General features: G+C 59.2%; 19 protein-coding genes and 1 pseudogene. 11 read left to right on the top strand and 9 right to left on the bottom strand.

The window, feature by feature from the left end; genetic code table 11:
* Positions 1-261 precede the first annotated feature (261 nt).
* Positions 262-2,115: an ABC transporter ATP-binding protein gene (locus HGP16_RS24030; protein ID WP_168842495.1), complete on the top strand. Its 1,854-nt coding sequence runs from the start codon at positions 262-264 to the stop codon at positions 2,113-2,115.
* A gap of 142 nt (positions 2,116-2,257) precedes the next feature.
* The gene (locus HGP16_RS24025) at positions 2,258-4,120 is read left to right on the top strand and encodes an ABC transporter ATP-binding protein (protein WP_168842525.1); all 1,863 of its coding nucleotides are present in this window, start codon (positions 2,258-2,260) and stop codon (positions 4,118-4,120) included.
* Between the two features lie 12 nt (positions 4,121-4,132).
* Here the strand turns inward: HGP16_RS24025 and HGP16_RS24020 are convergent, their stop codons facing one another.
* Positions 4,133-5,104, bottom strand: a complete 972-nt coding sequence (locus HGP16_RS24020) for an endonuclease/exonuclease/phosphatase family protein (protein ID WP_168842494.1) — start codon at positions 5,102-5,104, stop codon at positions 4,133-4,135.
* A 468-nt stretch (positions 5,105-5,572) separates the two neighbouring features.
* Between HGP16_RS24020 and petA the strand changes: the two genes are divergently transcribed.
* From petA to HGP16_RS24000, 4 genes are all read left to right on the top strand, one after another.
* On the top strand, positions 5,573-6,151 hold the full coding sequence (gene petA / locus HGP16_RS24015; RefSeq protein ID WP_168842493.1) for a ubiquinol-cytochrome c reductase iron-sulfur subunit: 579 nt from the start codon (positions 5,573-5,575) through the stop codon (positions 6,149-6,151).
* 14 nt (positions 6,152-6,165) lie between these two features.
* On the top strand, positions 6,166-7,446 hold the full coding sequence (locus HGP16_RS24010; protein WP_168842492.1) for a cytochrome b N-terminal domain-containing protein: 1,281 nt from the start codon (positions 6,166-6,168) through the stop codon (positions 7,444-7,446).
* 21 nt (positions 7,447-7,467) lie between these two features.
* Positions 7,468-8,334 (top strand): cytochrome c1, encoded by an 867-nt coding sequence (locus HGP16_RS24005; protein ID WP_168842491.1) that lies wholly within the window; start codon positions 7,468-7,470, stop codon positions 8,332-8,334.
* 116 nt (positions 8,335-8,450) lie between these two features.
* Positions 8,451-8,993, top strand: coding sequence for an adenine phosphoribosyltransferase (locus HGP16_RS24000; protein WP_168842490.1), 543 nt, complete (start codon positions 8,451-8,453; stop codon positions 8,991-8,993).
* Positions 8,994-9,039: 46 nt separating this feature from the next.
* Here the strand turns inward: HGP16_RS24000 and HGP16_RS23995 are convergent, their stop codons facing one another.
* Both HGP16_RS23995 and HGP16_RS23990 read right to left on the bottom strand, forming a co-directional pair.
* Positions 9,040-9,507, bottom strand: a complete 468-nt coding sequence (locus HGP16_RS23995) for a MaoC family dehydratase (RefSeq protein WP_168842489.1) — start codon at positions 9,505-9,507, stop codon at positions 9,040-9,042.
* On the bottom strand, positions 9,504-9,968 hold the full coding sequence (locus tag HGP16_RS23990; protein ID WP_168842488.1) for a MaoC family dehydratase: 465 nt from the start codon (positions 9,966-9,968) through the stop codon (positions 9,504-9,506). The genes HGP16_RS23995 and HGP16_RS23990 overlap by 4 nt, the downstream gene beginning before the upstream one ends.
* Positions 9,969-10,146: 178 nt before the next feature.
* Here HGP16_RS23990 and HGP16_RS23985 point away from each other — a divergent pair, with 178 nt between their 5' ends.
* Positions 10,147-11,271 carry a hypothetical protein gene (locus tag HGP16_RS23985; protein ID WP_168842487.1) on the top strand — a complete coding sequence of 375 codons (1,125 nt, stop codon included), beginning with the start codon at positions 10,147-10,149 and terminating at the stop codon, positions 11,269-11,271.
* Between the two features lie 121 nt (positions 11,272-11,392).
* Here HGP16_RS23985 and ychF read toward each other — a convergent pair whose 3' ends face one another.
* On the bottom strand, positions 11,393-12,496 hold the full coding sequence (gene ychF / locus HGP16_RS23980; protein ID WP_168842486.1) for a redox-regulated ATPase YchF: 1,104 nt from the start codon (positions 12,494-12,496) through the stop codon (positions 11,393-11,395).
* Positions 12,497-12,742: 246 nt separating this feature from the next.
* Here ychF and clpS point away from each other — a divergent pair.
* Positions 12,743-13,055 (top strand): annotated as a pseudogene (gene clpS / locus HGP16_RS23975) (ATP-dependent Clp protease adapter ClpS).
* Between the two features lie 15 nt (positions 13,056-13,070).
* Here the strand turns inward: clpS and HGP16_RS23970 are convergent.
* The 5 genes from HGP16_RS23970 to HGP16_RS23950 all read right to left on the bottom strand — a co-directional run bounded on the left by HGP16_RS23970 (position 13,071) and on the right by HGP16_RS23950 (position 18,313).
* A complete protein-coding gene (locus HGP16_RS23970) occupies positions 13,071-13,544 on the bottom strand; it encodes a GNAT family N-acetyltransferase (protein ID WP_168842485.1) in 474 nt (157 codons plus the stop codon).
* Between the two features lies 1 nt (position 13,545).
* A complete protein-coding gene (gene pth / locus HGP16_RS23965; protein ID WP_168842484.1) occupies positions 13,546-14,262 on the bottom strand; it encodes an aminoacyl-tRNA hydrolase in 717 nt (238 codons plus the stop codon).
* A gap of 72 nt (positions 14,263-14,334) precedes the next feature.
* Positions 14,335-15,066 carry a substrate-binding periplasmic protein gene (locus HGP16_RS23960; RefSeq protein ID WP_168842483.1) on the bottom strand — a complete coding sequence of 244 codons (732 nt, stop codon included), beginning with the start codon at positions 15,064-15,066 and terminating at the stop codon, positions 14,335-14,337.
* A 14-nt stretch (positions 15,067-15,080) separates the two neighbouring features.
* A complete protein-coding gene (locus HGP16_RS23955) occupies positions 15,081-17,447 on the bottom strand; it encodes an EAL domain-containing protein (RefSeq protein WP_168842482.1) in 2,367 nt (788 codons plus the stop codon).
* A gap of 248 nt (positions 17,448-17,695) precedes the next feature.
* Positions 17,696-18,313, bottom strand: a complete 618-nt coding sequence (locus HGP16_RS23950) for a 50S ribosomal protein L25/general stress protein Ctc (RefSeq protein WP_168842481.1) — start codon at positions 18,311-18,313, stop codon at positions 17,696-17,698.
* Positions 18,314-18,609: 296 nt separating this feature from the next.
* On the opposite strand from HGP16_RS23950, the gene HGP16_RS23945 reads away from it, so the two are divergent.
* From HGP16_RS23945 to HGP16_RS23935, 3 genes are all read left to right on the top strand, one after another.
* A complete protein-coding gene (locus HGP16_RS23945; protein ID WP_168842480.1) occupies positions 18,610-20,052 on the top strand; it encodes a hypothetical protein in 1,443 nt (480 codons plus the stop codon).
* A gap of 111 nt (positions 20,053-20,163) precedes the next feature.
* Entirely contained in the window at positions 20,164-21,624 is a 1,461-nt protein-coding gene (locus HGP16_RS23940; protein WP_168842479.1) for a YdgA family protein, read from the top strand.
* A gap of 25 nt (positions 21,625-21,649) precedes the next feature.
* Positions 21,650-22,885, top strand: coding sequence for an MFS transporter (locus tag HGP16_RS23935; RefSeq protein WP_168842478.1), 1,236 nt, complete (start codon positions 21,650-21,652; stop codon positions 22,883-22,885).
* The last annotated feature ends 5 nt before the right edge of the window (positions 22,886-22,890 follow it).

The raw sequence follows: 22,890 nt of genomic DNA, 5'->3' as shown, positions 1-22,890 counted from the left end.
AAATGCGCGCTAAAAGACACTCGCTCTACAACCAGCGAAATAGGAGGCGCAGATGGATATCACCTTTGTAATGATGCGCCTTCGTGCCGTGAACTCACGGTTCTGATCGGGGCACTTTAAGGCGCTCCTTCGCAGGTACCTCCTTTTTTGATTCATTTCGCGACCAAGATGGCCTCGTTCTTTCATCGCCCGGCCACCATATCAATCTGCGACCTTTAGGCGCAGCAGGTGGTCAAAAGGTCGAGTCTCTGGAGCATTTCAATGTTTGGCTGGTTCGAACGCCGACTAAATCCTTTCCCGAGTGAGGTGCCGGACACTCCGCCGCGCGGCCTCTTCGCCTTCTGCTGGCACTATTCCAGGCCGGCGCTGCCGTGGCTCATCGCCATGAGCATCCTCACCATGTCGATCGCGATCGGCGAGGTGGCGCTGTTCCAGTTCCTCGGGGATATCGTCGACTGGCTGACCAAGGCCGACAAGACGACGTTCCTGCAGACCGAATGGCACAAGCTGTTCTGGATGGGCGCGATGGTGCTCGTCGGGCTGCCGCTCGCGGCGATCCTCGACAGCTTCATCATGCATCAGGTGCTGCTCGGCAACTATCCGATGATCGCGCGCTGGCAGATGCATCGCTTCCTGCTGCGTCACAGCATGACCTTCTTTGCCAATGAGTTTGCCGGTCGTGTCGCGACCAAGGTGATGCAGACCTCGCTTGCCGTACGTGAAACCGTCATGAAGATCCTCGACGTCTTCGTGTACGTCGTCACTTACTTCCTGTCGATGATCCTCGTCATTGCGGCGGCCGATTGGCGGTTGATGATTCCGATCCTGCTCTGGCTCGGCGTCTATGTCGCGATCGTCGCTCATTTCGTGCCGGTGCTGCGCAAGATCGCCGCGCAGCAGGCCGATGCGCGCTCGACGATGACAGGCCGCGTGGTCGATAGCTACACCAACATCGCCACGGTGAAGCTCTTCTCACATGCGGGTCGCGAGGAGACCTATGCCAAGGCCGGCATGGAGGAATTCCTCAATACCGTCCATAAGCAGATGCGCAAGGTGACGCTGTTCCACGCCTCGGTCTATTTCAACAACTGCGCGGCGCTGTTCATCGTCTCGGCACTGTCGATCTGGTTCTGGCTCAGCGGTTCGATCTCGGTCGGCTCCATCGCCATTGCTATCGGCCTTGCCATGCGCGTCAACGGCATGTCGCAGTGGGTGATGTGGGAAGTCTCGGCGCTCTTCGAAAACATCGGCACCGTTTATGACGGCATGGAGATGATGACGAAGCCGCATGACATCGTCGATAAGCCGGCGGCTTCGCCGATCGCGGCCAAGCAGGGGGCAATCCGGTTCGATCACATTCGCTTCCATTACGGCAAGGCGAAGGGTGTGATCGAGGACTTGAGCCTCGATATCCGTGCGGGCGAAAAGGTCGGCCTCGTTGGCCGGTCCGGTGCCGGCAAGACGACGCTGATGAACCTGCTGCTGCGCTTCTATGATCTGGAAAGCGGCCGCATCACTATCGACGGCCACGATATCGCCGGGGTGACGCAGGATAGCCTTCGCTCGATGATCGGCGTGGTGACGCAGGATACGTCGCTGCTGCATCGCTCGATCCGCGACAACATCGCCTATGGCCGTCCGGATGCGACCGACGAGGAAGTGATACAGGCGGCCAAGCGCGCCAATGCCTGGGACTTCATAGAAGGCCTGGTCGACATGCAGGGTCGCACAGGCCTGGATGCGCAGGTCGGCGAGCGTGGCGTCAAGCTTTCCGGCGGCCAGAGGCAGCGTGTCGCGATCGCCCGCGTCTTCCTGAAGGACGCGCCAATCCTGGTGCTCGACGAGGCAACCTCGGCGCTCGATTCCGAAGTGGAAGCAGCGATCCAGGAAAACCTCTTCGCCCTGATGCACGGCAAGACGGTGATCGCCATCGCCCACCGCCTATCGACGCTGACCGAGATGGACCGCCTCGTCGTTCTCGACAAGGGCCGGATCATCGAGATGGGTTCGCATCAGGAGCTGGTCCAGAACGGCGGCATCTATGCCGAGCTCTGGAGCCGGCAATCCGGTGGATTCTTGGCAGATCACGAGGAAGCTGAGGCGGCGGCGGAGTAGGGATGAGAAAGGGCGGCGAAAGCCGCCCTTTTCGTTTGCAGGACACAAGAGGTGGACGCTCGGCGGGATTCTAACGAAAATATAGCCTTTGCCACGCGGCCATTTCCTTTGCGTCGCTTGGGAAATTGCCTATATCGCTGGCATGCTCATCCGCTCCGTATACCGTCTGTTCGAGACCTGGATTGATCCCTATTACCGCAGCGGCGATCTCAGGCCGCCGCGGTCGCTTGGCGCTTTCATCTGGTATTATGTCAGTCAGGCCAAAGGTCCATTCCTGGCAATGGCGGCGCTCGGCGGGGCAGTCGCCATGCTCGAGGCGGCATTGTTCTGGTTTGTCGGGCATCTGGTCGATATTCTCGACAAGGTAAAGCCGGGCGAGGGGTGGAGCGGGCTGCTTGCCGGCCATGGCGCGACACTTCTCGGCATGGTTTTCGTGGTGCTTGTCGTGCGCTTCGTGGTCGTCAGCCTCGGCGCACTCGTCGAGGAGCAGGTGGTTGTTCCGGGCTTCCTGAACCTCGTGCGCTGGCAGGCCTACCGGCATGTGGCGAGACAATCCGTCGAATTCTTCCAGAATGATTTTTCCGGCCGTGTCGTCACCAAGGTCTGGTCGGCGGGGCAGGCGACGGGCGATCTCGTCGTGTCGCTGCTGCAGGTCGTCTGGTTCATCATCATCTATGCGGCTTCGACCATTGCGCTGGTCGGCGGACTGGATTGGCGGCTTGCGCTGGTGATCGCGGTGTGGATCGGCGTTTTCTCCATGCTTGCGCGCTATTTCGTGCCGCGCATTCGCCGGCATGCGCGTAATGCCGCCGAAGCATCGTCGATGCTGAACGGGCGCATGGTCGATGCCTATGCCAATATTCAGACGCTGAAGCTCTTCGGGCGGGAGGAGCAGAACGATCATTACATCCGCAATGGCTTCGACCGCTTCCAGGCAGCCGTCATGCCGTTTACGCGGCTGCTGACCGGCGTGCGTTCCTCGCTGGCGCTGCTGTCGGGCGTCATGATCACCACCATCGGCGCGCTGGCCGTTCATCTCTGGCTGTCGGGCGAGATTTCGACCGGTGGCGTCGCCTTCACGCTCAGCATGGTGCTGCGGCTGAACATGCTCTTCGGCCGCATGATGGCGCAGTTCAACGCCATCATGCGTAATCTCGGTACGATCCAGAATTCGGCGGAAATGATCTCCGAGCCCATCGGCCTGGTCGATCGGCCGGATGCGAAGAACCTGGTCGTCACCGGCCCGGAAATCCGTTTCGACAACATCACCTTCCATTATGGGCGCGGCGGCGGCGTCATCGATAATTTCTCCCTCAATGTGGCTGCCGGCGAGAAGGTCGGCATCGTCGGCCGATCGGGCGCGGGCAAGACGACGCTCGTCAACCTGTTGCTGCGCTTCTACGATCTCGAAGGCGGCCGTATCCTGATCGATGGCCAGGATATCGCCGCCGTGCGGCAGGAATCGGTGCGCGGCGCGATCGGCATGGTGACGCAGGATACGGCGCTGCTCAATCGCTCCATTCGCGACAACATCCTTTTCGGCCGCCCCGATGCCATGGACGAGCAGATGGTGGAAGCGGCGCGACAGGCCGAGGCGGATCGCTTCATTACCGCTCTGGAGGATCAGAAGGGACGCACCGCCTATGCCGCCCATGTCGGCGAGCGCGGCGTCAAGCTTTCAGGCGGCCAGCGCCAGCGCATCGCGATCGCTCGCGTCATGCTGAAGGACGCGCCGATCCTGGTGCTCGACGAGGCGACGTCGGCGCTGGATTCAGAAGCCGAAGCCGTGCTGCAGTCCAACCTCGATACGCTGATGAAGGGCAAGACGGTTCTCGCCATCGCCCACCGGCTCTCGACCATTGCCAAGCTCGACCGGCTGATCGTCATAGACAAGGGCAAGATCATCGAAGAAGGTACACATGACGAGCTGATTGCCCGCGGCGGCCTCTATTCCGAACTCTGGGCACGCCAGTCCGGCGGCTTCATCGCGGCGGATGCCGATTGACCGGCATCGGGCCTAATCGACTGCGGCGCCCTTTGGACCACCGGTGCGAGGCACGCTGAGCTCCGTCATCAAGCCAAAGTGGTTCGATCCCATCGCATCGCGGATCTGCGTGACGGATACCAGCCGGAGCGGTGGGCGGGCGAAGACGTGATCGATGCTGATGCCGTAGGCGCCTAAAGTGATTGGCCATGTCGCCGGCTCGGGGAAGGCATGGCGAAGGCCGGTCGCGGCCAGAAAGTCGCGCATGTCGGGAGCGGTAATCGACGCGTTGAAATCGCCCGCGAGGATAAGCGGCCCTTTCACGTCGTTGAGGGCGGGAGCGAGGAGACCAAGCTCGATCTGGTGGAACGCATCGAAATAGGGCTTGCTCAAATGAACGGAAGCGAAATTCACGGGTTGGCCGTCCATGTCGATGGTGGCCAGAATGAAGCGATTGTCCCAAAGGCTGCCGAGGCTGCGCATGAGCTGGCTCTGGAACGGTCTTTTTGACAGCAGCAGGGAGTCGCAGTCGGTGGTCATCACGCCGCAACCAATGCGGTAAGGATAGACCTTGGTGATGCGGTCCATTTCGGAAAAGACGGGTCCTGCCTCGAAAATTTCGACGACATCGGCTTTCGAGGCGATAACGAGATCGGCGATGCGGGCGCCGTTTTCAAAATTGCTGTCTTCGACGTTGAAGGACAGGAGCCTGAAATTTCCGCCGCCTGCCTCTGCCGAGGCGACGAGGGAAGACGCGGCGTATTCCTGGAGCATGAGCATCGAGTGGACCAGAAGCACGGTTCCGGCCGTGGTCAGGAATAGTGCGTACCAGTGGCGCTTGAAAACGAATGCGATCAAGGCAAACAGGATTGCAAAGACGCTGATGTGGGTCTGCAGGCTTTCGAAAAAGGCCAGCAACCAGGACTCAGTGACGTAGCGCGCCGCAAGGATCCCAAGCGCCAGCGTGGCAAGAACGCATAGAACGCAATAAATCGTGTGTCTCATGGCAAGTTCTCGTGCTTCATGTTCCGATGTTCTGACGGCACAAGGCAACGGTGACAATCGTCCACAAACCGCAAGACAAATCCATTTGGTTTTAAGAGGTAAAGGCTCATGCCGACGATGGAATGAAGATGCGATGATCGTGGCAGTTTTTGCAGTGCGGCATTGAAATTACTACTTATTTTGCTATGCGATGCGAAAAAATATTATGTGAATCCACTGTTTTTTCATGCGCTTAACCTCGGGCTGCCGCGAGAGGGAAGCTTAAGCTTCGGGCCTGCGACGCAATAGCGCGATTTTGCCGCGACATTGTGCCCTCTCCCCTTGCCAAGACTGGACATAATTTGCGATCAAGCTTAGAACGCAGCGGGTTACGGAGGAATCTATGGCGGAATTATGGTCGCGATGATTCACCGTTAGTGAGGGGTACCGCGGTTTTTGCCGTGGTTTGCGGGAAGAGGATGTGCAGCTTTGAGCGAGCATAGTACGACAGTTGAGTCCACCGGCGAGCCGACTCGTCGCGATTTCCTTTATTTGACGACAGGTATGGCCGGCGCGGTGGGTGCAGTTGCCGTCGCATGGCCGTTTATCGACCAGATGCGGCCGGACGCATCGACACTCGCTCTTGCATCCATCGAAGTCGACGTGTCGAGCCTGGAGCCTGGCATGTCCCTAACGGTGAAGTGGCGCGGCAAGCCTGTCTTCATCCGTAACCGCACGCAAAAAGAAATCGACGACGGCAAGGGCGCGCAGCTCTCGGACCTGAAGGATCCGGTCGCTCGCAATGCCAATCTCCCGGCTGACGCGCAGGCAACGGATCTTGCCCGTTCGGCTGGCGACGGCAAGGAGAACTGGCTCGTGATGATCGGCGTCTGCACCCATCTCGGTTGCATTCCGCTCGGTCAGGCAGGGGAATATGGCGGGTGGTTCTGTCCCTGCCACGGTTCGGTTTACGATACTGCCGGTCGCATCCGCCATGGACCCGCGCCGGAGAACCTCTTCATACCGCAATATGCGTTCACGTCGGAAAAGAAGATCAAGGTCGGTTGAGGGGGAGCTGAATCATGAGTGGTCATTCGTCTTACGAGCCATCCACAGGGCTCGAAAAATGGGTCGACGCGCGGCTTCCGCTGCCGCGTATGGTCTATGATAGTTTCATCGCCTATCCGGTCCCGCGCAATCTGAACTATGCCTATACGTTCGGCGCCATGTTGGCTGTCATGCTGCTTTTGCAGATCCTGACCGGTGTTGTTCTCGCCATGCATTATGCGGCCAACACGGCGATCGCCTTCAATTCGGTCGAAAAGATCGTCCGCGACGTCAATCACGGCTGGCTTCTGCGCTACATGCATGCCAACGGCGCGTCCTTCTTCTTTGTGGCCGTCTATCTCCACATCGCCCGCGGTCTCTACTACGGCTCCTACAAGGCGCCGCGTGAAATCCTCTGGATTCTCGGTGTGATCATCTACCTGCTGATGATGGCGACCGCCTTCATGGGCTACGTTCTGCCCTGGGGCCAGATGTCCTTCTGGGGTGCAACCGTTATCACCGGCTTCTTCTCGGCCTTCCCATGGGTCGGCGACTGGATCCAGACCTTCCTACTCGGCGGTTTCGCCGTCGACGATCCGACGCTCAACCGCTTCTTCTCGCTGCATTATCTGCTGCCGTTCATGATCGCGGGCGTTGTCATCCTGCACATCTGGGCGCTGCATGTGACCGGCCAGACGAACCCGACCGGCGTCGAAGTCAAGCTGAAGACGGATACCGTGGCCTTCACGCCCTATGCGACGCTGAAGGATGCGCTCGGCGTCTCCATCTTCCTGCTGGTCTTCGCCTATTTCGTCTTCTATCTGCCGAACTTTCTCGGCCATGCCGACAACTATATCGCGGCCAATCCGCTGAAGACGCCGGCCCATATCGTTCCGGAATGGTACTTCCTGCCGTTCTACGCGATGCTGCGCTCGATCACCTTCAACATCGGGCCGATCGACTCCAAGCTCGGCGGCGTCCTGACGATGTTCGGCGCCATCATCGTGCTGTTCTTCCTGCCGTGGCTCGATACGTCGAAGGTTCGTTCAGCCGTCTATCGCCCATGGTACAAGCTGTTCTTCTGGCTGTTCGTTGCCGACGCTGTCCTGCTCGGCTGGCTCGGCTCGCAGCCGGCGGAGGGCATCTACACCACGGCTGCGCAGTTCGCGACGCTGTTCTACTTCCTGTTCTTCCTCGTCATCATGCCGGTGCTTGGCATAGTCGAGACACCGAGGCGCATTCCGAATTCGATTACGGAAGCGGTTCTTGAAAAGCAGGGCGGCGATAAAAAAGACGCCGTCGCGATGAGCGCCTGAGCGGTTGGAAGGAAGAAAACGATGAAAAAAATTGTTGCCGGCCTTCTCTCGCTCGCCCTGATCGGCGGCTCCCTGACGGCGGCCGCCATGGCGGCGGAGACGAAACCTGCCACGGAGAACGAGACGCCGCATTATCCGCTGAAGGAGCCGCGCGAGCAGCATTGGACCTTCGGCGGCCCGTTCGGCTATTACGACAAGGCCCAGCTGCAGCGCGGTCTCAAGGTCTATACGGAAGTCTGTTCCGCCTGCCATTCGATGAAGCTGGTGGCTTACCGCACGCTGGAAGATCTCGGCTATACGGAAGCCCAGGTGAAGGCCTTTGCTGCCAATTATGAGGTTCAGGACGGGCCGAACCCCCAGGGCGAGATGTTCACCCGCAAGGCGCTTCCGTCGGATCATTTCAACTCGCCGTTCCCGAATGACGAGGCCGCCGCGGCCTCCAACAACGGGGCGGTGCCGCCTGACATGTCGCTGCTTGCCAAGGCGCGCGAAGTCGAGCGCGGCTTCCCGCAGTTCATCTTCGATATCTTCACCCAGTATCAGGAAGGCGGCCCGGACTATATCTACTCGCTGCTGACTGGCTATGAAGAGCCGCCGGCCGGTTTCAAGGTGCCGCAGAATTCGCACTACAACCCGTATTTCGATGCGGCCGCGACTTTTGCGATGCCGAAGCCGCTTTCGGACGGACAGGTGACCTACGACGATGGCGCGCCGCAGACGGTCGATCAGTATGCGCGCGATGTGTCTGCGTTCCTGATGTGGACATCCGAGCCGCATCTGGAGGATCGCAAGCATCTCGGCTTCATGGTCATGGTGTTCCTGCTGATCTTCTCCATCTTGATCTATCTCACCAAGCGTTCCGTCTATGCCAAGGCCGGCGCTCACTGAGTATTGCGATGTTTCAACGAAAAGGCGGCCCATCGAGGCCGCCTTTTTTGTTGGTATAGAGCGCCGGTCTTGATAGGGTGCGGCCGGCCCTATCATAGCCTGAGAGTACGTATTTCATGAACACTATTGCTTCGGAGCTCGCTGCCAGCATCCGCTCCATTCCGGACTATCCCAAGCCCGGCATCATCTTTCGCGACATCACGACGATGCTTGGCGACGCCAGGGCATTCCGTCGCGCCGTGGATGCGCTGGTGCATCCCTATGCCGGCACCAAGATCGACAAAGTCGCCGGCATGGAAGCGCGTGGCTTCATTCTGGGCGGCGCGGTGGCGCATCAGTTGTCGTCCGGCTTCGTGCCGATCCGCAAGAAGGGCAAGCTGCCGCACGATATCGTCCGCATCGCCTACAGCCTGGAATATGGCGTGGACGAGATGGAGATGCATCGCGATGCCGTCAATCCGGGCGAGAGGGTCATTCTCGTGGACGATCTCATCGCAACGGGCGGCACCGCCGTCGGCGCGACGAAGCTTCTGCGGCAGATCGGCGCCGAAGTCGTTGCTGCCTGCTTCGTGATCGATTTGCCTGATCTCGGCGGCCGCAAAAAGCTCGAAGAGCTTGATGTACCGGTTCATACGCTGGTGGAATTCGCCGGACACTGAGTGTGCTCATCAGACGAGCGAGGTAGCGACGGCGGAACCGTCGTCGCTATTCGAAGGCCAGCACGGTGCTTTCGAAGCGCAGGGCCTGGCTGCCATGCTGGTTTACGCCGTCACAGGCCAGTGTGTAGAGCGCCCAACCGGGGCGCGAGGCTAAGGGCCTGCTGCCGACGATCGTGACACCATAGGTGATCGTGTCGCCAGCAAAGACCGGCCGCAGCCATTGCAAGTTCTTGAAGCCGGGTGAGGGGCCGAGATTGGGCGGCGTCTTGCCCTCGGCGATCAGCCGTGCGGTTTCGGACTTCCAGTAATCGACGAAGGTGCGCATCCACACGGAGCAGCTATGCCAACCAGAGGCGCAGAGCCCGCCGAACAAGGATTGCTTGGCCGCTTCCGCATCCATGTGGAAGATCTGCGGATCGTAGCGCGAGGCAAAGTGGACGATGCCTTCGGGCGTGAAGGTATGGCTGCCAATCTCGATGCGCTCGCCGATGGTATAAAGTTCGCTCATCTTCATGCGGATATCTCCGCGCCGGCGCGCATGCGGATCATCGTTGCGTTTTCGCCGAGACAGACGAGCTCGCCGCGCTGGTTCTCGACCTCATGACGGAACTTGACGATGCCGATGCCGGGGCGCGAACGCATGGGGCGCGCCTCGACGACGATGGAACGGCCCGACAGGGTGTCGTCCACCAGAACAGGCTTCTTCCATTCCATGAAATCGATGCCAGGCGCGCCCTGCGCATCGGTGGCGAGGAGATAGGAATCGCACATCATGCGCATGAACATCGAAGAGGTGTGCCAGCCGGAAGCGGCGAGTCCGCCGAGAATACTTGCGCGGCCTGCTTCCTCATCCAGATGCATGGGCTGCGGGTCAAATTCCCTAGCGAATTCTACGATCTCCGCCGCCGTCACATGCTTGGGGCCGAGCGGAAATTCCCGTCCCAGCTGAAAGTCTTCATAGACGAACTTCGTCATCTGTCCTCCCATCCTCCACATTCTGCTTATGGGCAATCGCATCTGGGTGGCGATGGCGCAAGCATTTTCGTGGTCGGATGAGGCTAGCCGAATACGATTGCGCATTCGCATACGGCAGCCCTTGATTGTGCGGCAGCGATATGATGAGGCTTGGTAGTGGCGATATGGAGCGGGAAGAATGAGCAAACTCAAAATCGCACTGAAAGAGGCGGCAGGCGAGGGGATTATTTCCTCCGACCAAGCGGAGCGACTGCTGCCGTATCTCAGCGAGCGGAACATCGGCGCGTTGCCGGCGGCTCAGGATCTTTCGGCACCACGCTCACTTGATGATTCCAATCCGCTGGAAGAGACGGAAGCGCCGCGTTTCGTGCGCGGCTTTCACGACGTGCTCATTACCATCGGCATCATTGTGCTGCTGGTCGGGCTATGGGGTCTGGCGAACCGCTATGCGTCTCTGCTGGCAATCGTCATCCTGGCCGAAATCCTCGTGCGCCGCCAACGGCTGGCGCTTCCGGCTGTCGTCTTGACCGTGGCGCTCGTCTTCTGGCTTTTCCATACGGTCGTGACCTATGTCAGTTCCACCCCGGCATTGGTCGATAATTTCACAATCGGCGCATTTATCCTCGCTGCGCCATTCCCGCCCCTGCTGATATTGTTCTATTGGCGCTACCGGGTCCCGCTTTCCCTGGCGCTATTCCTGTTCTCGCTGTTTGGGCTGTTTCTGGCGACAGTCTTCTATGTCGCCGGCACTGTCACTGGGTCCGCGAATGTGCCGGTAGATTATCCGATCCAGACACTCATGATCTTGCTGATTGCGGCACTTGGCAGCTTCGCCTTGGCAATGCGCTACGACCTCAGCGATCCGAAAAGAGTCACGCGCCGTTCCGACGTCGCCTTCTGGCTGCATCTCGCGACCGCTCCGGCGCTGCTTTATTCAACCGTCCTCCTGGCTCTGCGCCTGGAGCTTGCGAGCGGCGGCGGCGTTTTCACCAATCTCACCGACGCGCTTTTCGGAGGCTACCTGCAGGCGGTGACCGTCCTGATCGCAGTTCTGATGATGATGTTGATCGGGCTTGTGATCGATCGCCGCGCTTTCGTGACCGCAGGTCTCGTGTCGCTCGGCCTCGCGACTGCGGCCATTTTCCGGCACAACAATGCCGGTCTCGACAAGGTCGGCTTCCTGGTGCTGATGATTGTCGGCCTGGTGGTGCTCGTCATCGGTATCGGCTGGGCCGATCTGCGCCGCGTCATCGTGCGGCGGTTGCCTGCGGGCATACAGGCGAGATTGCCGGCGCTCCGATAGAGCGTTTCCGCTTTTCTTCGAAGCAAGGAAGCGCTCTATCATCTTATTTTAACGCAATTCCGAACGGAAAACCGCTAGCACTTTTCCTGAAATTGCTTAGGCGACGGCAGCCGAAAAGCGATCAGGTGTTGAAGCGGAAGTGGATGACGTCGCCGTCCTGGACGACGTATTCCTTGCCTTCGTCACGCGCCTTGCCGGCTTCCTTGGCGCCGGTTTCGCCGTTGTAGGCGACATAGTCGTCAAAGGCGATCGTGTTGGCGCGGATGAAGCCGCGTTCGAAATCCGAATGGATGACGCCGGCCGCCTGCGGCGCCTTGGTGCCCTGTTCGATCGTCCAGGCGCGGGTTTCCTTAGGGCCTACCGTGAAATAGGTGATGAGGTGCAGCAGCTTGTAACCGGCGCGGATCAGGCGGTCGAGGCCGGCTTCGTCGAGGCCTAGCGCGGAGAGGAATTCCTTCGCCTCGTCATCGGGCAGCTGCGCCACTTCCGCCTCGATCGCGGCGGAGATGATGACGACTTCCGAATTCTGCTCCTTGGCCATGGCGGCAACGGCTGCCGTGTACTCATTGCCGGTTGCCGCATCGCCTTCGGCGACGTTGCAGACATAGAGCACGGGGTGCGAGGTCAGGAGGTTCAGACCCTTGAGGATGCGGATCTCTTCGGCGTCCAGCTTCGAGAGCAGCGTGCGGACGGGCTTGCCTTCCTGCAGCAATGCCAGGGAAGCGTCCATGATCGGCAGCATCGCCAAGGACTCCTTGTCCTTGGCGGTGGCACGCTTGCGGGTCTGCTCGGTGCGGCGTTCAAGGCTCTCGAGGTCCGCGAGCATCAGCTCGGTCTCGATCGTCTCGGCGTCGGCGACCGGATTGATGCGGCCTTCGACATGGGTGATGTCGCTGTCTTCGAAGCAGCGCAGCACATGCACGATGGCGTCGACTTCGCGGATATTGGCGAGGAACTGGTTGCCGAGACCCTCACCCTTCGATGCGCCGCGCACGAGGCCGGCAATATCGACGAAGGAGATGCGCGTGGGAATCAGTTCCTTCGACTTGGCGATGTCGGCGAGCTTGCGCATGCGCGGATCGGGAACCGCGACTTCACCCGTGTTCGGCTCGATCGTGCAGAACGGATAGTTCGCCGCCTGCGCCGCCGCCGTCTTGGTCAGCGCGTTGAACAGAGTGGACTTGCCGACATTCGGCAGCCCGACGATACCGCATTTGAAACCCATGGCACCTTGTCCATATCTTGAAAATCTTTGCTGTGCCTATGGGGGAAGGGCCGTTGCGGGTCAAGTCTTGTGCGGGCAAGGAGGCTCTTTTCTGCCGAAAGAGAGGCGGAAGTCGCTCGAATGCTGCTTTGCGCGTTGTCAGGGCGCATTGTCATGAGACCGTGGTCCTTGAACGGTGTACTGCGCTGCACTATAATTTCCCTATTAGCCCAAAGCCTCTTTCCCCTGTCGTCAACGGTGATGCCGATGAGTGACAATGATGTTGTCCTGAAACCAAAGACTAAAAACCAAGCCGAAGGTCGAGCGACCGAAGCTCTACAAGATCATTCTCGTGAACGACGATTATACGCCGCGGGAATTCGTCATCATGGTGCTCAAGGCCGTCTTCCGCATGAGCGAGGAGACCGGCTACCGCGTCATGATGACCGCGCATAAGCTCGGCACCTGCGTGGTCATGGTCTGTGCGCGGGATATTGCCGAGACGAAGGCGCAGGAGGCGGTCGATCTTGCTAAAAGCGCGGGATTCCCGCTGATGTTCACTACCGAGCCGGAAGAATAGGAACGGCTGCCCTTGTTAGGTAGGACGACGGACCTGGAAGCCGGTCTTGTCCTGCGTAAATCCGCAATTGGCATAGAAGCGCAGCGTTGCCGGATTCTTCGAGCCGGTCAGCAGCATGACCTTGTAGCAGTTCCTCTCCCAGGCGCTTGCGAACGCCCTGCGGATGACCGCGCCGGCAAAGCCGCGCCGACGATAGTCGGCGTGGGTCACCACATTCTCGATCAAAGCATAGGGCGCCCCGCCGCGCGTGAGATTTGGGATGACGATCAGTGTTACGGAAGAGACGACCTTGTCTCCGTCAAAGGCGGCGAGGATCGTCATGCCGGGATGGGCAAGAATTTCCGCAAGGCGGCTCTCCGCCAACTGCAGCTCAAGCACCGGGTCTTCGACATTCAGATGCCGGTAGAGCGCAAGGAGGGTCGGCAGTTCCGCAACCGCGACCGGCCGGATGACGATATCTGCGGCATCTTCGACTGCTGCGTCCGGCATTTCAATTATCCTTCTTGCTGAATATCCTCTTCAGCATTTCCGCCATGGGACCGGTTTCCGGGATCTTCGGCTGGTTATGATTGCGCGCCTGATGAATATGGGATTTGGCAGGCGCCTTCTTCTCCGGCTTGGGAGCGTCGTCTTCCGCCTTGCCGCCGAGGGCAAGCGCGATCTTGTTCATCAGCTGCGAATTCTCGCCGCGCACCAGCATATCGGCGTTGTCGGCAAGTGCGTCGAACAGCGGTTCCAGCCAGCTTTGATCCACCTTGGCGAAATCGCCGAGAACGTGATTGTGCACAAGCTCCTTGACGCCGGGATGACCGATGCCGAGGCGCAGGCGCCGATATTCGCGGCCGCAGTGGGCGTCGATCGACTTGATGCCGTTGTGACCGCCATGGCCGCCGCCGGTCTTCAGCCGCGCCTTGCCGGCCGGCAGATCGAGTTCGTCGTAGATCACCACGAGGTCGGAGGGCTGGAGCTTGTAGAAGCGCATGGCTTCGCCGACAGCTTCACCCGAGAGGTTCATGAAGGTCTGCGGCTTGATGAGCAGCACCTTCTGGCCGCCGAGCTCGCCTTCGGAAATCTCCGCCTTGAACTTCTTCTGCCAGGGCGAAAAGCTATGGCGGCGATAGATCGCATCCACGGCCATGAAGCCGATATTATGGCGGTTGCCCTGATATTTGGCGCCCGGATTGCCGAGGCCGGCGATAAGAAGCATGCGCTTCACCCCTTGGAAAATATCGATGCCCTTCACCACAGCGATTTGGCGGCAAAGTCAAGGCGGGATGCGTCAGTCGCCAAGGTGGAGGCCGTACTTCAGGAAAATCTGCTTCTGTGTTCCGTCGACGATCAGCGCATTCAGCGCCGCCTGCATCCTGTTCAGAAGGTCGGTTGGGAAGTCCTTCTGGCAGGCGATCCCCATGGGCTGCTGGGAAAGGACGGTTACCTTCTCCACGGCATTGCCCTCCGTTTTCAGCTTTTCGAAATAGAATTCCGAGATCGGCATCAGGTCGATGCGATCGCTCATCAGTTTCTTCAGCGTAGCCTTGAAATCGCTACCCACGTCGATGCGCGGGAAATTGTTCCGGCGCAGTATCGTCTCCGTATAGTCCTCCCGCCATGTGCCGACGAGATATTTCCTGGCTTCGTCGATGGCGGCGGCGGCAATCTTGGAGCCGCTGTGCTTGATCAAGATGCTGCGATCGATCAGCAATGGCTGCACCCATTTGAAGAGCGGATCGCGTTCTTCATTATGGGCGGTCGCGAAGACACAGGTCATGGGTTCCGCCAACGCCTGATTATAGGCCCGCGCCCAGGGCAAGATGGCGATGCTATAATCGACGCCGATATCGGCCATCACCTTCTGTACCTGTTCGGTAAGGGCTCCGACAGCCGTCTTGCCATCGCGATAGTTGAAGGGCGGATATTCCTCGGTGGTGAAATGAACGGTTTCGGCGCGGGCTGGAAGGAAAAGGAATAGCGAAAACAGGCTGATTGCAATCGTGAGCAGCGGCTTTCGCATGCGGTTCCTCATCGCTATGACGCCTGTGCTATGGGGGAGGGATGATCCTGCTGCTGGCTGACGAGTGTCTTTGCCAGGGTGTCCGGATGCTGTGGCCGATAGAACAGATAGCCCTGGCCGTAGTCGATGCCCATGGTGCGCAGGGTCGCGCATTCCTCTTCCGTTTCCACGCCTTCGGCAATGACCGTGCAGTTCATCTTGTGCGACAGCGTGGTGATGCTTTCGACCAGCATGCGGCTCTTGGCGCTGACATCGGAAGCAGTATCGTTGATCGCGCGGATGAAGGACTGATCGATCTTGATGATGTCGACCGGGAAGCGATTGATGTAGCTCAGCGACGAATAGCCCGTGCCGAAATCGTCGAGCGCGATGCGGCAACCGTAACGGCAGATCTCGTTGATGACCATGCGCGTCTCCGGATTGTCGTCCATGAGTACGGCTTCGGTGATTTCGACGACGATGCGCCCGGCGGGAACGTCATAGCGCGAAAGCAGGGTGGCAATGCGCAGCGGCAGTTCGGGCTCAAATTGCAGAGGCGAGAAGTTGATGGCGAGGTAGGTGTCTTGCATGCCGTCGAGACGCGACAGGCGCGCGAAATTGGCGATCGCCTTTTCCATGATGCGGTTGCCGATGCGAATGATCGAGCCGGTCTCTTCGGCGACCTCGATGATGCGGGCAGGGGGCAGGATACCCTTCTGCGGATGGTGCAGGCGCATCAATGCCTCGAAGCCGGCGATCGAACGATCGTCGATATTCACCACCGGCTGCAGATAGGCCTCGAACCAGTCCTCTAGGAGGCCGGCCTCGATATGGCTTTCCAGTTCGGCGCGTCGCCGCGAGTCGTCGAGCATGCCATTGTCGAAGATCTGTGCGCCGTTCTTGCCGTCGCGCTTCTTGGCATACATGGCGATATCGGACTTCAGCAGCAGCTCGGCGGCATTGGCCGCATGGCGCGGATAGATGGCGATGCCGATGCTGGCGCTGAGGCGCGCATCGCCCTCGAAGGGCGCTTCGAAGATTTCGGCGATACGGGCAGCCATGTCGATTGCTCTTGCTTCGGCATCTTCCGCCAGGAGCAGGATCGCGAATTCGTCACCGCCCAGGCGGGCGGCGATGTCGCCCGATTTCAGGCATGTCTGCAGGCGGGATACGAGCTCGCGCAGGGCCGCGTCGCCCGCGGCATGGCCCATATTGTCGTTGATCCACTTGAACCGGTCGAGATCGATGAAGAGGCAGGCAAGTTCGCGTTTGCGCAGATCGGCTTCGTTGATCTTGGCGTCCAACGCGGTCTCGAAGCCCTGACGATTGAGGAGGCCGGTCAGATGATCGGTGATTGCCTGCCGGAGGTTCTTGTCCTCGGACTGCTTGAGCTCGGTGACGTCGGTCATGACGGAAAGCGACAGACCGTCCTGGATGGCGGTGGTTTCCAGAATCAGGACGTCCATTACCCGTCCGTTCCGGCACAGGAACTTGACGGTGACTGCGAGACGGGCGGCGGTATCGGGATTGCTGTTCTTGCGCTCGACGTATCGCGCGCGCGATTCCGGCAGGACCAGGCTTGCGAACTCGCGGCCGATCACCTCGGCACGGCCGTAGCCGGTCGCGGCGAGCCAGTAGTCGCTGACGGCGGCGATGCAATCGTCCTTGTCGAGGGAGAAAAGCATGGCGGGCGTCAGATTATAGGTATCGGTGGCGCGGCGATGGGCAAACTTCAGCTCGGTCTCCTCGCGCTGCAACTTGCTCTGCATATCGTTGAAGCTGCTGGCGAGCCTTCCCATCTCGTCGTTCGACTGCCAGTCGACATGATGGCGAGAGCCGAGCCGCCGCGTGGCCTCGATGGCGTGTGTCAGGCGCATCAACGGCTGAATGACGAAAATGCGGTTGCCGATCAGCGCCGCACCGAAGACCGTCAGCACGGCGAAGATGAAGATGGAAATGAAGACGATTTCCTCGTTCTTCAAACCATCGAAGAGGCCGAGTTGTGGATAGTAGACCGTAATGGTGCCGAGCTTTTTGGTGCCGTCCACGCCGTTGTAGACGATCGGTCGCGAGATGGACTCCAGATTGCCCATGTAGGATTTCGGAATGGTGGATTGCGTGACGTCGAGCTGGCCGGAAAGATCGCGCACGTTGACCCGAACGATCGCACCTTCGGCGACCGTCGTCGCGCTGATCTGGGTGACGCTATCCTCATCCAGATCCCACAGCGGCTTGGCAAGCGCCTGGGCATTGGCGACGAGCAGGACGGTTATATGATCCTTGATTTCCTTCTCGGCGCGTTCGGACGACAAGAAAAGAAAAAGGATGAAGAGCGGCGCTACGAAAACCAGCAGCGCACCGCAGACGATCGCGAAAAACCTGTTTTCGACCGAATGGCTCATTGTTCCTTTTGCTCCCCAGCCATAGACCAGCGGAGCTTTGGGGGTGCCGCTTTCTACAACTCTTTCGCGTAGATTTTCATGAATCTGTTAAATGTTGCTGAAATTCTGGGGTTAATGGAAATCAACGATAGTATAGATTTCAAGACGTTTTTATTTTTACTTTCTCTAATATTTGATTTCAGGCAATGAAAAACCCGCCATCCCCAAAAGGGAAGGCGGGTTTCGATGCTTTAAGTTGAAGATGCCAATCAGGCGCTGGCTTCTTCGCCGCCTTCTGCTTCTTCTTCAGCAAGACCGGCTGCCGGAGCAACGATCGTTGCGATCGTGAAGTCGCGGTCGGCGATAACCGGCGTGACGTTCTTCGGCAGCTTGATGGCCGAGATGTGGATGCTGTCGCCGCTCTTCAGGCCGCTGAGGTCAACGGTGAAGAATTCCGGGATCGCATCGGCCGGGCAATGGACTTCGACTTCGTGGCGAACGATGTTCAGCACGCCGCCAGCCTTGAGGCCCGGGGACTTCTCGTGGTTTTCGAAATGAACCGGGATTTCCACGGTGACCGCGGTGTTGCCGGAAACGCGCAGGAAATCGACGTGAACCGTGAAGTCACGGACCGGATCGAGCTGGTAGTCCTTCGGCAGAACCTTGATCTTCTTGCCGCCGACGTCGATCGTTGCGATCGTCGTGAGGAAACCGCCGGCGTGGATGCGCTTCGTCACCTCATTGGTGTTGAGCGCGATGGAAATGGGGGCCTGCTTATCACCATAGATGACAGCGGGAATGAGACCATTGCGGCGAAGTTCACGGGCGGACCCCTTACCAACCCGTTCGCGCGCCTCGGCCTTGAGCTCGTAGCTTTCGTGGCTCATAGCTATTCCTTTCGAGGTTATTTGGAGAGTTCACCCGGTCGACAAAGTCGCATCGGCTGAACTGGAGGAGGGCATGCCCTGCCTCATCCGCGTTGCCTCCAAGGGTGTCTACGCGGACGCGTGGCGTATAATACAAAGCGGCCAAAGGTGCAAGCACCCCGGATTGCGAAGCTTTGTGGTGGCATTGCAACTGCCGAGACAAGCCTGCGATGCCATGTCTATCAACGCCTTGACATATTCCCCCAGCCCCATCAACAGTCGAATTCAATCGATCAGGGTCAGAAGGAGAGGTCGGCATGCGCCCCAGGATCATCGCCGCCGCTGTTTTTTCCATGGGTCTTGCCGGCGCGCCGCAGGCTGCCGAGATCAATGAGCAGGGAGCCAAGGAGCTTCGCAATATCCTCACCCAACCGCTCTCGCAGGATCTTGCCCGCAGCGATTTCGTCACCGTCAAGCCGGTGGGTGACCAATATGAGATCGTCTACGATCTGGCGAAATTCTTCGACAAGATCAATTCCAGTGCATTTTCGGTTACAGGCTTCAAACCGCTCTCCCTCTTCGCGCAGCCTGTCGAACGGGGCAGATGGCACCTGACGGGCGACAACAGCCTCGATATCGCCCTGCATTCGCCGACGTCCGACCTTGCCTATTCCATCGCCTCCAACTCCTTCGACGGCATTTTCGATCCGACGATCGAGATGATGCGTTCAATGGGCATCAAAAGCAGCGGCGTGAAATTTTCCAGTGTCGGCACCGGTCCGAGGAGCGGGCGGAAGCTCGATGCCACCATCGACAGCGTCTCTTTCGCTCACACGGTCATCGACGGCAGCGAAGCCGGCAAGGTCGACCTGCAATTGCAGGGGACCCTGCAGCGCCTGAGCGAGCAGTTCACCGTGCGGCCGGATGGTTTGCCCATCACCTTCAGTGCCGATAGCGTCGATACGAACCTCACCGCCACCAGCCTGCCGGCGAAGGATCTGCGCGCGCTCATTCGCTTCTTCGTTCAGCACGTCAAGGCCAAGCAGCTTTCAGAAAGCGGCAGCGAGAAGTTCGAGCAGCTGGTGCACCGCGCCCTGCCGGTTTTCGGATCGCTCAACAAGACCGTCACCCTCAACAACGCCTTGGTGGCGACGAAAAAGGGCAAGGTCGGCGTCAAGCGCATCGACTACAGTTTCAAGATGGACGGCCTGACCAAGGCCTCCAACGTCAATCTGGAGCTGCGGGCCGAACAATTCACACCGGATGCGGATCTCGTTCCGGCGGCTTATTCGGCGTTCCTGCCATCGACGCTCGATGTGCAGCTTGGCGTGCCGAACATCAACTTCGCGGGTCTTATCGATACCGGCCTCGAGGCGATCGCCGCGCGCGCTACACCGGTTTCCAGTGAGGCGTTGAAGCGCACAATGTTCCCGAGTGGCTATGGAACGCTGGAGTTTCCGAAGATCAGCGCCACTTCAGGCGTCTATGATGTCGAGATTTCCGGCGCGCTGAAGGGCTCGATCAAGCCGCATGCCGGCTATTCACTGCAGGCGACGATCCTGGCGCGCGATTTCGACAAGACGGTTGCCGCCATCCAGGATGCCGCCAAGGCAGAGCCGCGCCTGAATAAAGTTTCTTTTGGCTTGCTTGCCGCCAAAGGTTTTGCCAAGACCGATCCCGACGGTCGTCTGCGCTGGGACATCACAATGGATGAGGACCGGACGGTGACGGTCAATGGTCAGGTGATGAAGAAGCCTTGATGTTTGGGGAGCAAGCCCATGTGTCGGGGCGACAATAAAGTTTCATTCGAAAGGCCGATTGGTCCTTTTCGAATTTTCACGTTTCTTTTCCATCATATTTGGGGGTGAATTATGCGTTTCAAAGCGATTGCTGCAGCGACTGTCGTCGCTGCCGGCGTTATTGGTAGTGCGCAGGCGGCTGACGTCAGCGAACAGGGTGCCAAGGACCTCTATGGCAACCTGACCTATTTCCTGCCTGACGATATCGCCAAGAGCGGTGCAATCTCGGTCAAGCCGGCCGGGGCGAACTATGAGGTCACCTATGATCTGCAGAAGCTGCTCGACAAGCTGAATATGAGCGGTTTCGACATCAGCGGCCTCAAGCCATTGCTGATGCTGGCGACGCCGCTCGACAGCGGCCTTTGGAATATCGAAGGCAACAATGCCCTGGACGTGACGGCGCGTTCCAAGCCTGGCAGTAGCCTCAACAGCGAATTTCGCTATGCATTGGCATCGTCCACCTTCAAGGGCGTTTTCGATCCAGCGCTTCACTATCTGCGTTCGATGGATATGAAGGGGCAGGGCATTACCCTCGCCACCAAGACGACTGACGAAAACAATGGCGTCCAGAAGAACGACGCCACTGCCGACAGCATCGTTTATACGCTGTCGTCGGCCGATAGCGGTGAGGCGGGCAGGCTCGATATCAAGATGAACGGCAGTCTGCGGGCACTCTACAACAAGATCTCGGCAGACGATGCGACGCTCGGCGAAATCAAGATCGCGGCGATCGATTTCAACATGGGTGCGACGAAGCTGCCCTTAAAGGCGGTGAACTCCCTGCTTCAGTTCATCTCCGAACACAAGGATGAGAAGACGCTTTCGGATAAAGACGGCGAGGCGCTCAAGGCCTTGGTGATGAATGCCATGCCGATCGTCGGCTCCTTCGACGAGTCCGTCGCCATAAACGATATCGCGGTTACGACGCCATTCGGCAATGGCGGGCTGCAGAAGATGGGCTATTCCTTCAAGGTTGCCGGGCCTGCCAATGCCATGAACGCCGATTTTGGATTGAATGCCGAAAAGCTGACGCTGGCCACAGGCTTGGTGCCTGAAGACTATATTGCCTTCATTCCCAATGCGGCCGATATCCAGGTGCAGGTGCCGAACCTCAATTTCACCGCCATGATGAATGTCCTGAAGGACACCGATTTCAAGAAGCCGGGTAACGACAAAGCCATAGACGAGAAGCTGCAAAAGGCCATGTTCCCCGATGGAACGATGACCATCAACTTCCCGAAAATCAGCGCCGTTTCCGGTCTCTATGATGTCCAGGCTTCCGGCAGCATGCGCGGCTGGCTGGCAGAGAAGGATCGCGTCGCCATGAAGATGACGGTTCTCGCCCGCGATCTCGACAAGACGATCGCGGCCATTCAGGAGGCAGCAAAGACCAAGGCCGATCTTTCTCAGGTCTCTCTCGGCCTGATGATGGCCAAGGGTTTTGCCAAGACGGATGCCGATGGACGCTCGCGCTGGGATATCGATCTTTCCGATGACGGTCACGTGTCGGTCAACGGCCAGGTTGTGAAGTAAGTCCCTCCGAAATCAGAATGCGATCATGTTTGTCCTGAAGCCGCTGAGCCAGCGCTCGATCTCTCTCCTATGGGCCGGTCAGGTGCTGGCGGCGACAGGCTCCGAATTCTATATGGTCGCAGTCGTCTGGATCGCAGCCGATTTCATCGGCAGTGATGCAGGTTATGTGTCCGCACTGCAATCCGGCGCACTGCTGCTCGGCAGTCTTTTCGGCGGCATCGTCACGGATCGCTGGCGTCACAGCACCACGATGATCGCGAGCGATCTCGTGCGGGCGGCTCTGCTGCTGATGCTGTCGCTTGCGGGGCTTCTGCATCTGATGAGCCTGCCGCTGCTGGTGGTGCTTGCCGGATGCATTGCCTTGCTTACATCCGCGTTCGATCCGTCACTGCAGGCAACGTTGCCGACGATCGCGGTCGATCCGGATGTCCGGCACGCGACCAACGGCCTGTTCGACGCCACTCGCCGCATGGCGCGCATTCTCGGTCCGAGCCTGATCGCGCTGGTGAACGGATTTCTGCCGAAATCGCAATTCTTTACCGTGACGGCAGCGACTTTCCTGCTTTCGGCGCTCGCCGTCTGGCTAGCGGTGGCGAGGCGGCCTGCGGCACCACGCCGACGTGAATTTTCCGGAATGGCCGCTGTCGTGGATGGTGTCCTCGGAGGATGGCGGGCAGCTCGCGGCCATGCGGCAATCCTCTATGGCTTGTTCACCAACCTGATAGGAAATATTGCCTGGGCCATGGGAATCCTGCTGGGCATGATCCTGCACTTACGCGAAACCAGCGCCGATCCGCTGACCGATTACAGCCTGATGATGACCGCTTATGGCGTCGGCAACCTGACGACCAATTTGATCCTGAGCAGCGTCAAGCCACGTCGGCCGGTGGTGTGGATCGTCGCGGCAAAGTTCATCTTCGGATCGGGGGTCTTCCTGCTGCCGCTGATGCATGACCGCATATGGCTGATGATCGTCGCCTGCTTTGCGGCGATCAACGGCCCGTTCGAGAACCTTGCCATGCTGCATCTGATGCAGACGCGCAGCGAGCCGCATAGGCTGGCGCAGGTCTATCGTCTGCTGATGTGCGCGATCTTCACGGGTCTGTTTTTGGCCTACCTTATGTCGCCGAGCCTGTTTGCCTGGTTCGGCATCGGGCCTTCGATCATGGGATCGGGTGCGGCCGTCTTCGTTTCCGGCCTGATCGGAGTCGGCCTGCTGGCATGGAAGCAGGCACATCCGGCGGGAGCAAGAGCCACCTGAAATGT

Origin of the sequence: Rhizobium sp. P40RR-XXII, from assembly GCF_012641405.1 — a bacterium.
In the GTDB taxonomy this organism is placed as follows: Bacteria; Pseudomonadota; Alphaproteobacteria; order Rhizobiales; family Rhizobiaceae; genus Rhizobium.
This window is presented reverse-complemented; position numbering and strand designations above follow the sequence as displayed.

What these genes read in the sequence shown, in the direction of transcription:
- HGP16_RS24030 (WP_168842495.1), top strand. Translation starts at nt 262, where the DNA reads ATGTTTGGCTGGTTCGAACGCCGACTAAATCCTTTCCCGAGTGAGGTG.
- HGP16_RS24025 (WP_168842525.1), top strand. Translation starts at nt 2,258, where the DNA reads ATGCTCATCCGCTCCGTATACCGTCTGTTCGAGACCTGGATTGATCCC.
- HGP16_RS24020 (WP_168842494.1), bottom strand. Translation starts at nt 5,104, where the DNA reads ATGAGACACACGATTTATTGCGTTCTATGCGTTCTTGCCACGCTGGCG.
- HGP16_RS24010 (WP_168842492.1), top strand. Translation starts at nt 6,166, where the DNA reads ATGAGTGGTCATTCGTCTTACGAGCCATCCACAGGGCTCGAAAAATGG.
- HGP16_RS24005 (WP_168842491.1), top strand. Translation starts at nt 7,468, where the DNA reads ATGAAAAAAATTGTTGCCGGCCTTCTCTCGCTCGCCCTGATCGGCGGC.
- HGP16_RS24000 (WP_168842490.1), top strand. Translation starts at nt 8,451, where the DNA reads ATGAACACTATTGCTTCGGAGCTCGCTGCCAGCATCCGCTCCATTCCG.
- HGP16_RS23995 (WP_168842489.1), bottom strand. Translation starts at nt 9,507, where the DNA reads ATGAAGATGAGCGAACTTTATACCATCGGCGAGCGCATCGAGATTGGC.
- HGP16_RS23990 (WP_168842488.1), bottom strand. Translation starts at nt 9,968, where the DNA reads ATGACGAAGTTCGTCTATGAAGACTTTCAGCTGGGACGGGAATTTCCG.
- HGP16_RS23985 (WP_168842487.1), top strand. Translation starts at nt 10,147, where the DNA reads ATGAGCAAACTCAAAATCGCACTGAAAGAGGCGGCAGGCGAGGGGATT.
- ychF (WP_168842486.1), bottom strand. Translation starts at nt 12,496, where the DNA reads ATGGGTTTCAAATGCGGTATCGTCGGGCTGCCGAATGTCGGCAAGTCC.
- HGP16_RS23970 (WP_168842485.1), bottom strand. Translation starts at nt 13,544, where the DNA reads ATGCCGGACGCAGCAGTCGAAGATGCCGCAGATATCGTCATCCGGCCG.
- pth (WP_168842484.1), bottom strand. Translation starts at nt 14,262, where the DNA reads ATGCTTCTTATCGCCGGCCTCGGCAATCCGGGCGCCAAATATCAGGGC.
- HGP16_RS23960 (WP_168842483.1), bottom strand. Translation starts at nt 15,066, where the DNA reads ATGCGAAAGCCGCTGCTCACGATTGCAATCAGCCTGTTTTCGCTATTC.
- HGP16_RS23955 (WP_168842482.1), bottom strand. Translation starts at nt 17,447, where the DNA reads ATGAGCCATTCGGTCGAAAACAGGTTTTTCGCGATCGTCTGCGGTGCG.
- HGP16_RS23950 (WP_168842481.1), bottom strand. Translation starts at nt 18,313, where the DNA reads ATGAGCCACGAAAGCTACGAGCTCAAGGCCGAGGCGCGCGAACGGGTT.
- HGP16_RS23945 (WP_168842480.1), top strand. Translation starts at nt 18,610, where the DNA reads ATGCGCCCCAGGATCATCGCCGCCGCTGTTTTTTCCATGGGTCTTGCC.
- HGP16_RS23940 (WP_168842479.1), top strand. Translation starts at nt 20,164, where the DNA reads ATGCGTTTCAAAGCGATTGCTGCAGCGACTGTCGTCGCTGCCGGCGTT.
- HGP16_RS23935 (WP_168842478.1), top strand. Translation starts at nt 21,650, where the DNA reads ATGTTTGTCCTGAAGCCGCTGAGCCAGCGCTCGATCTCTCTCCTATGG.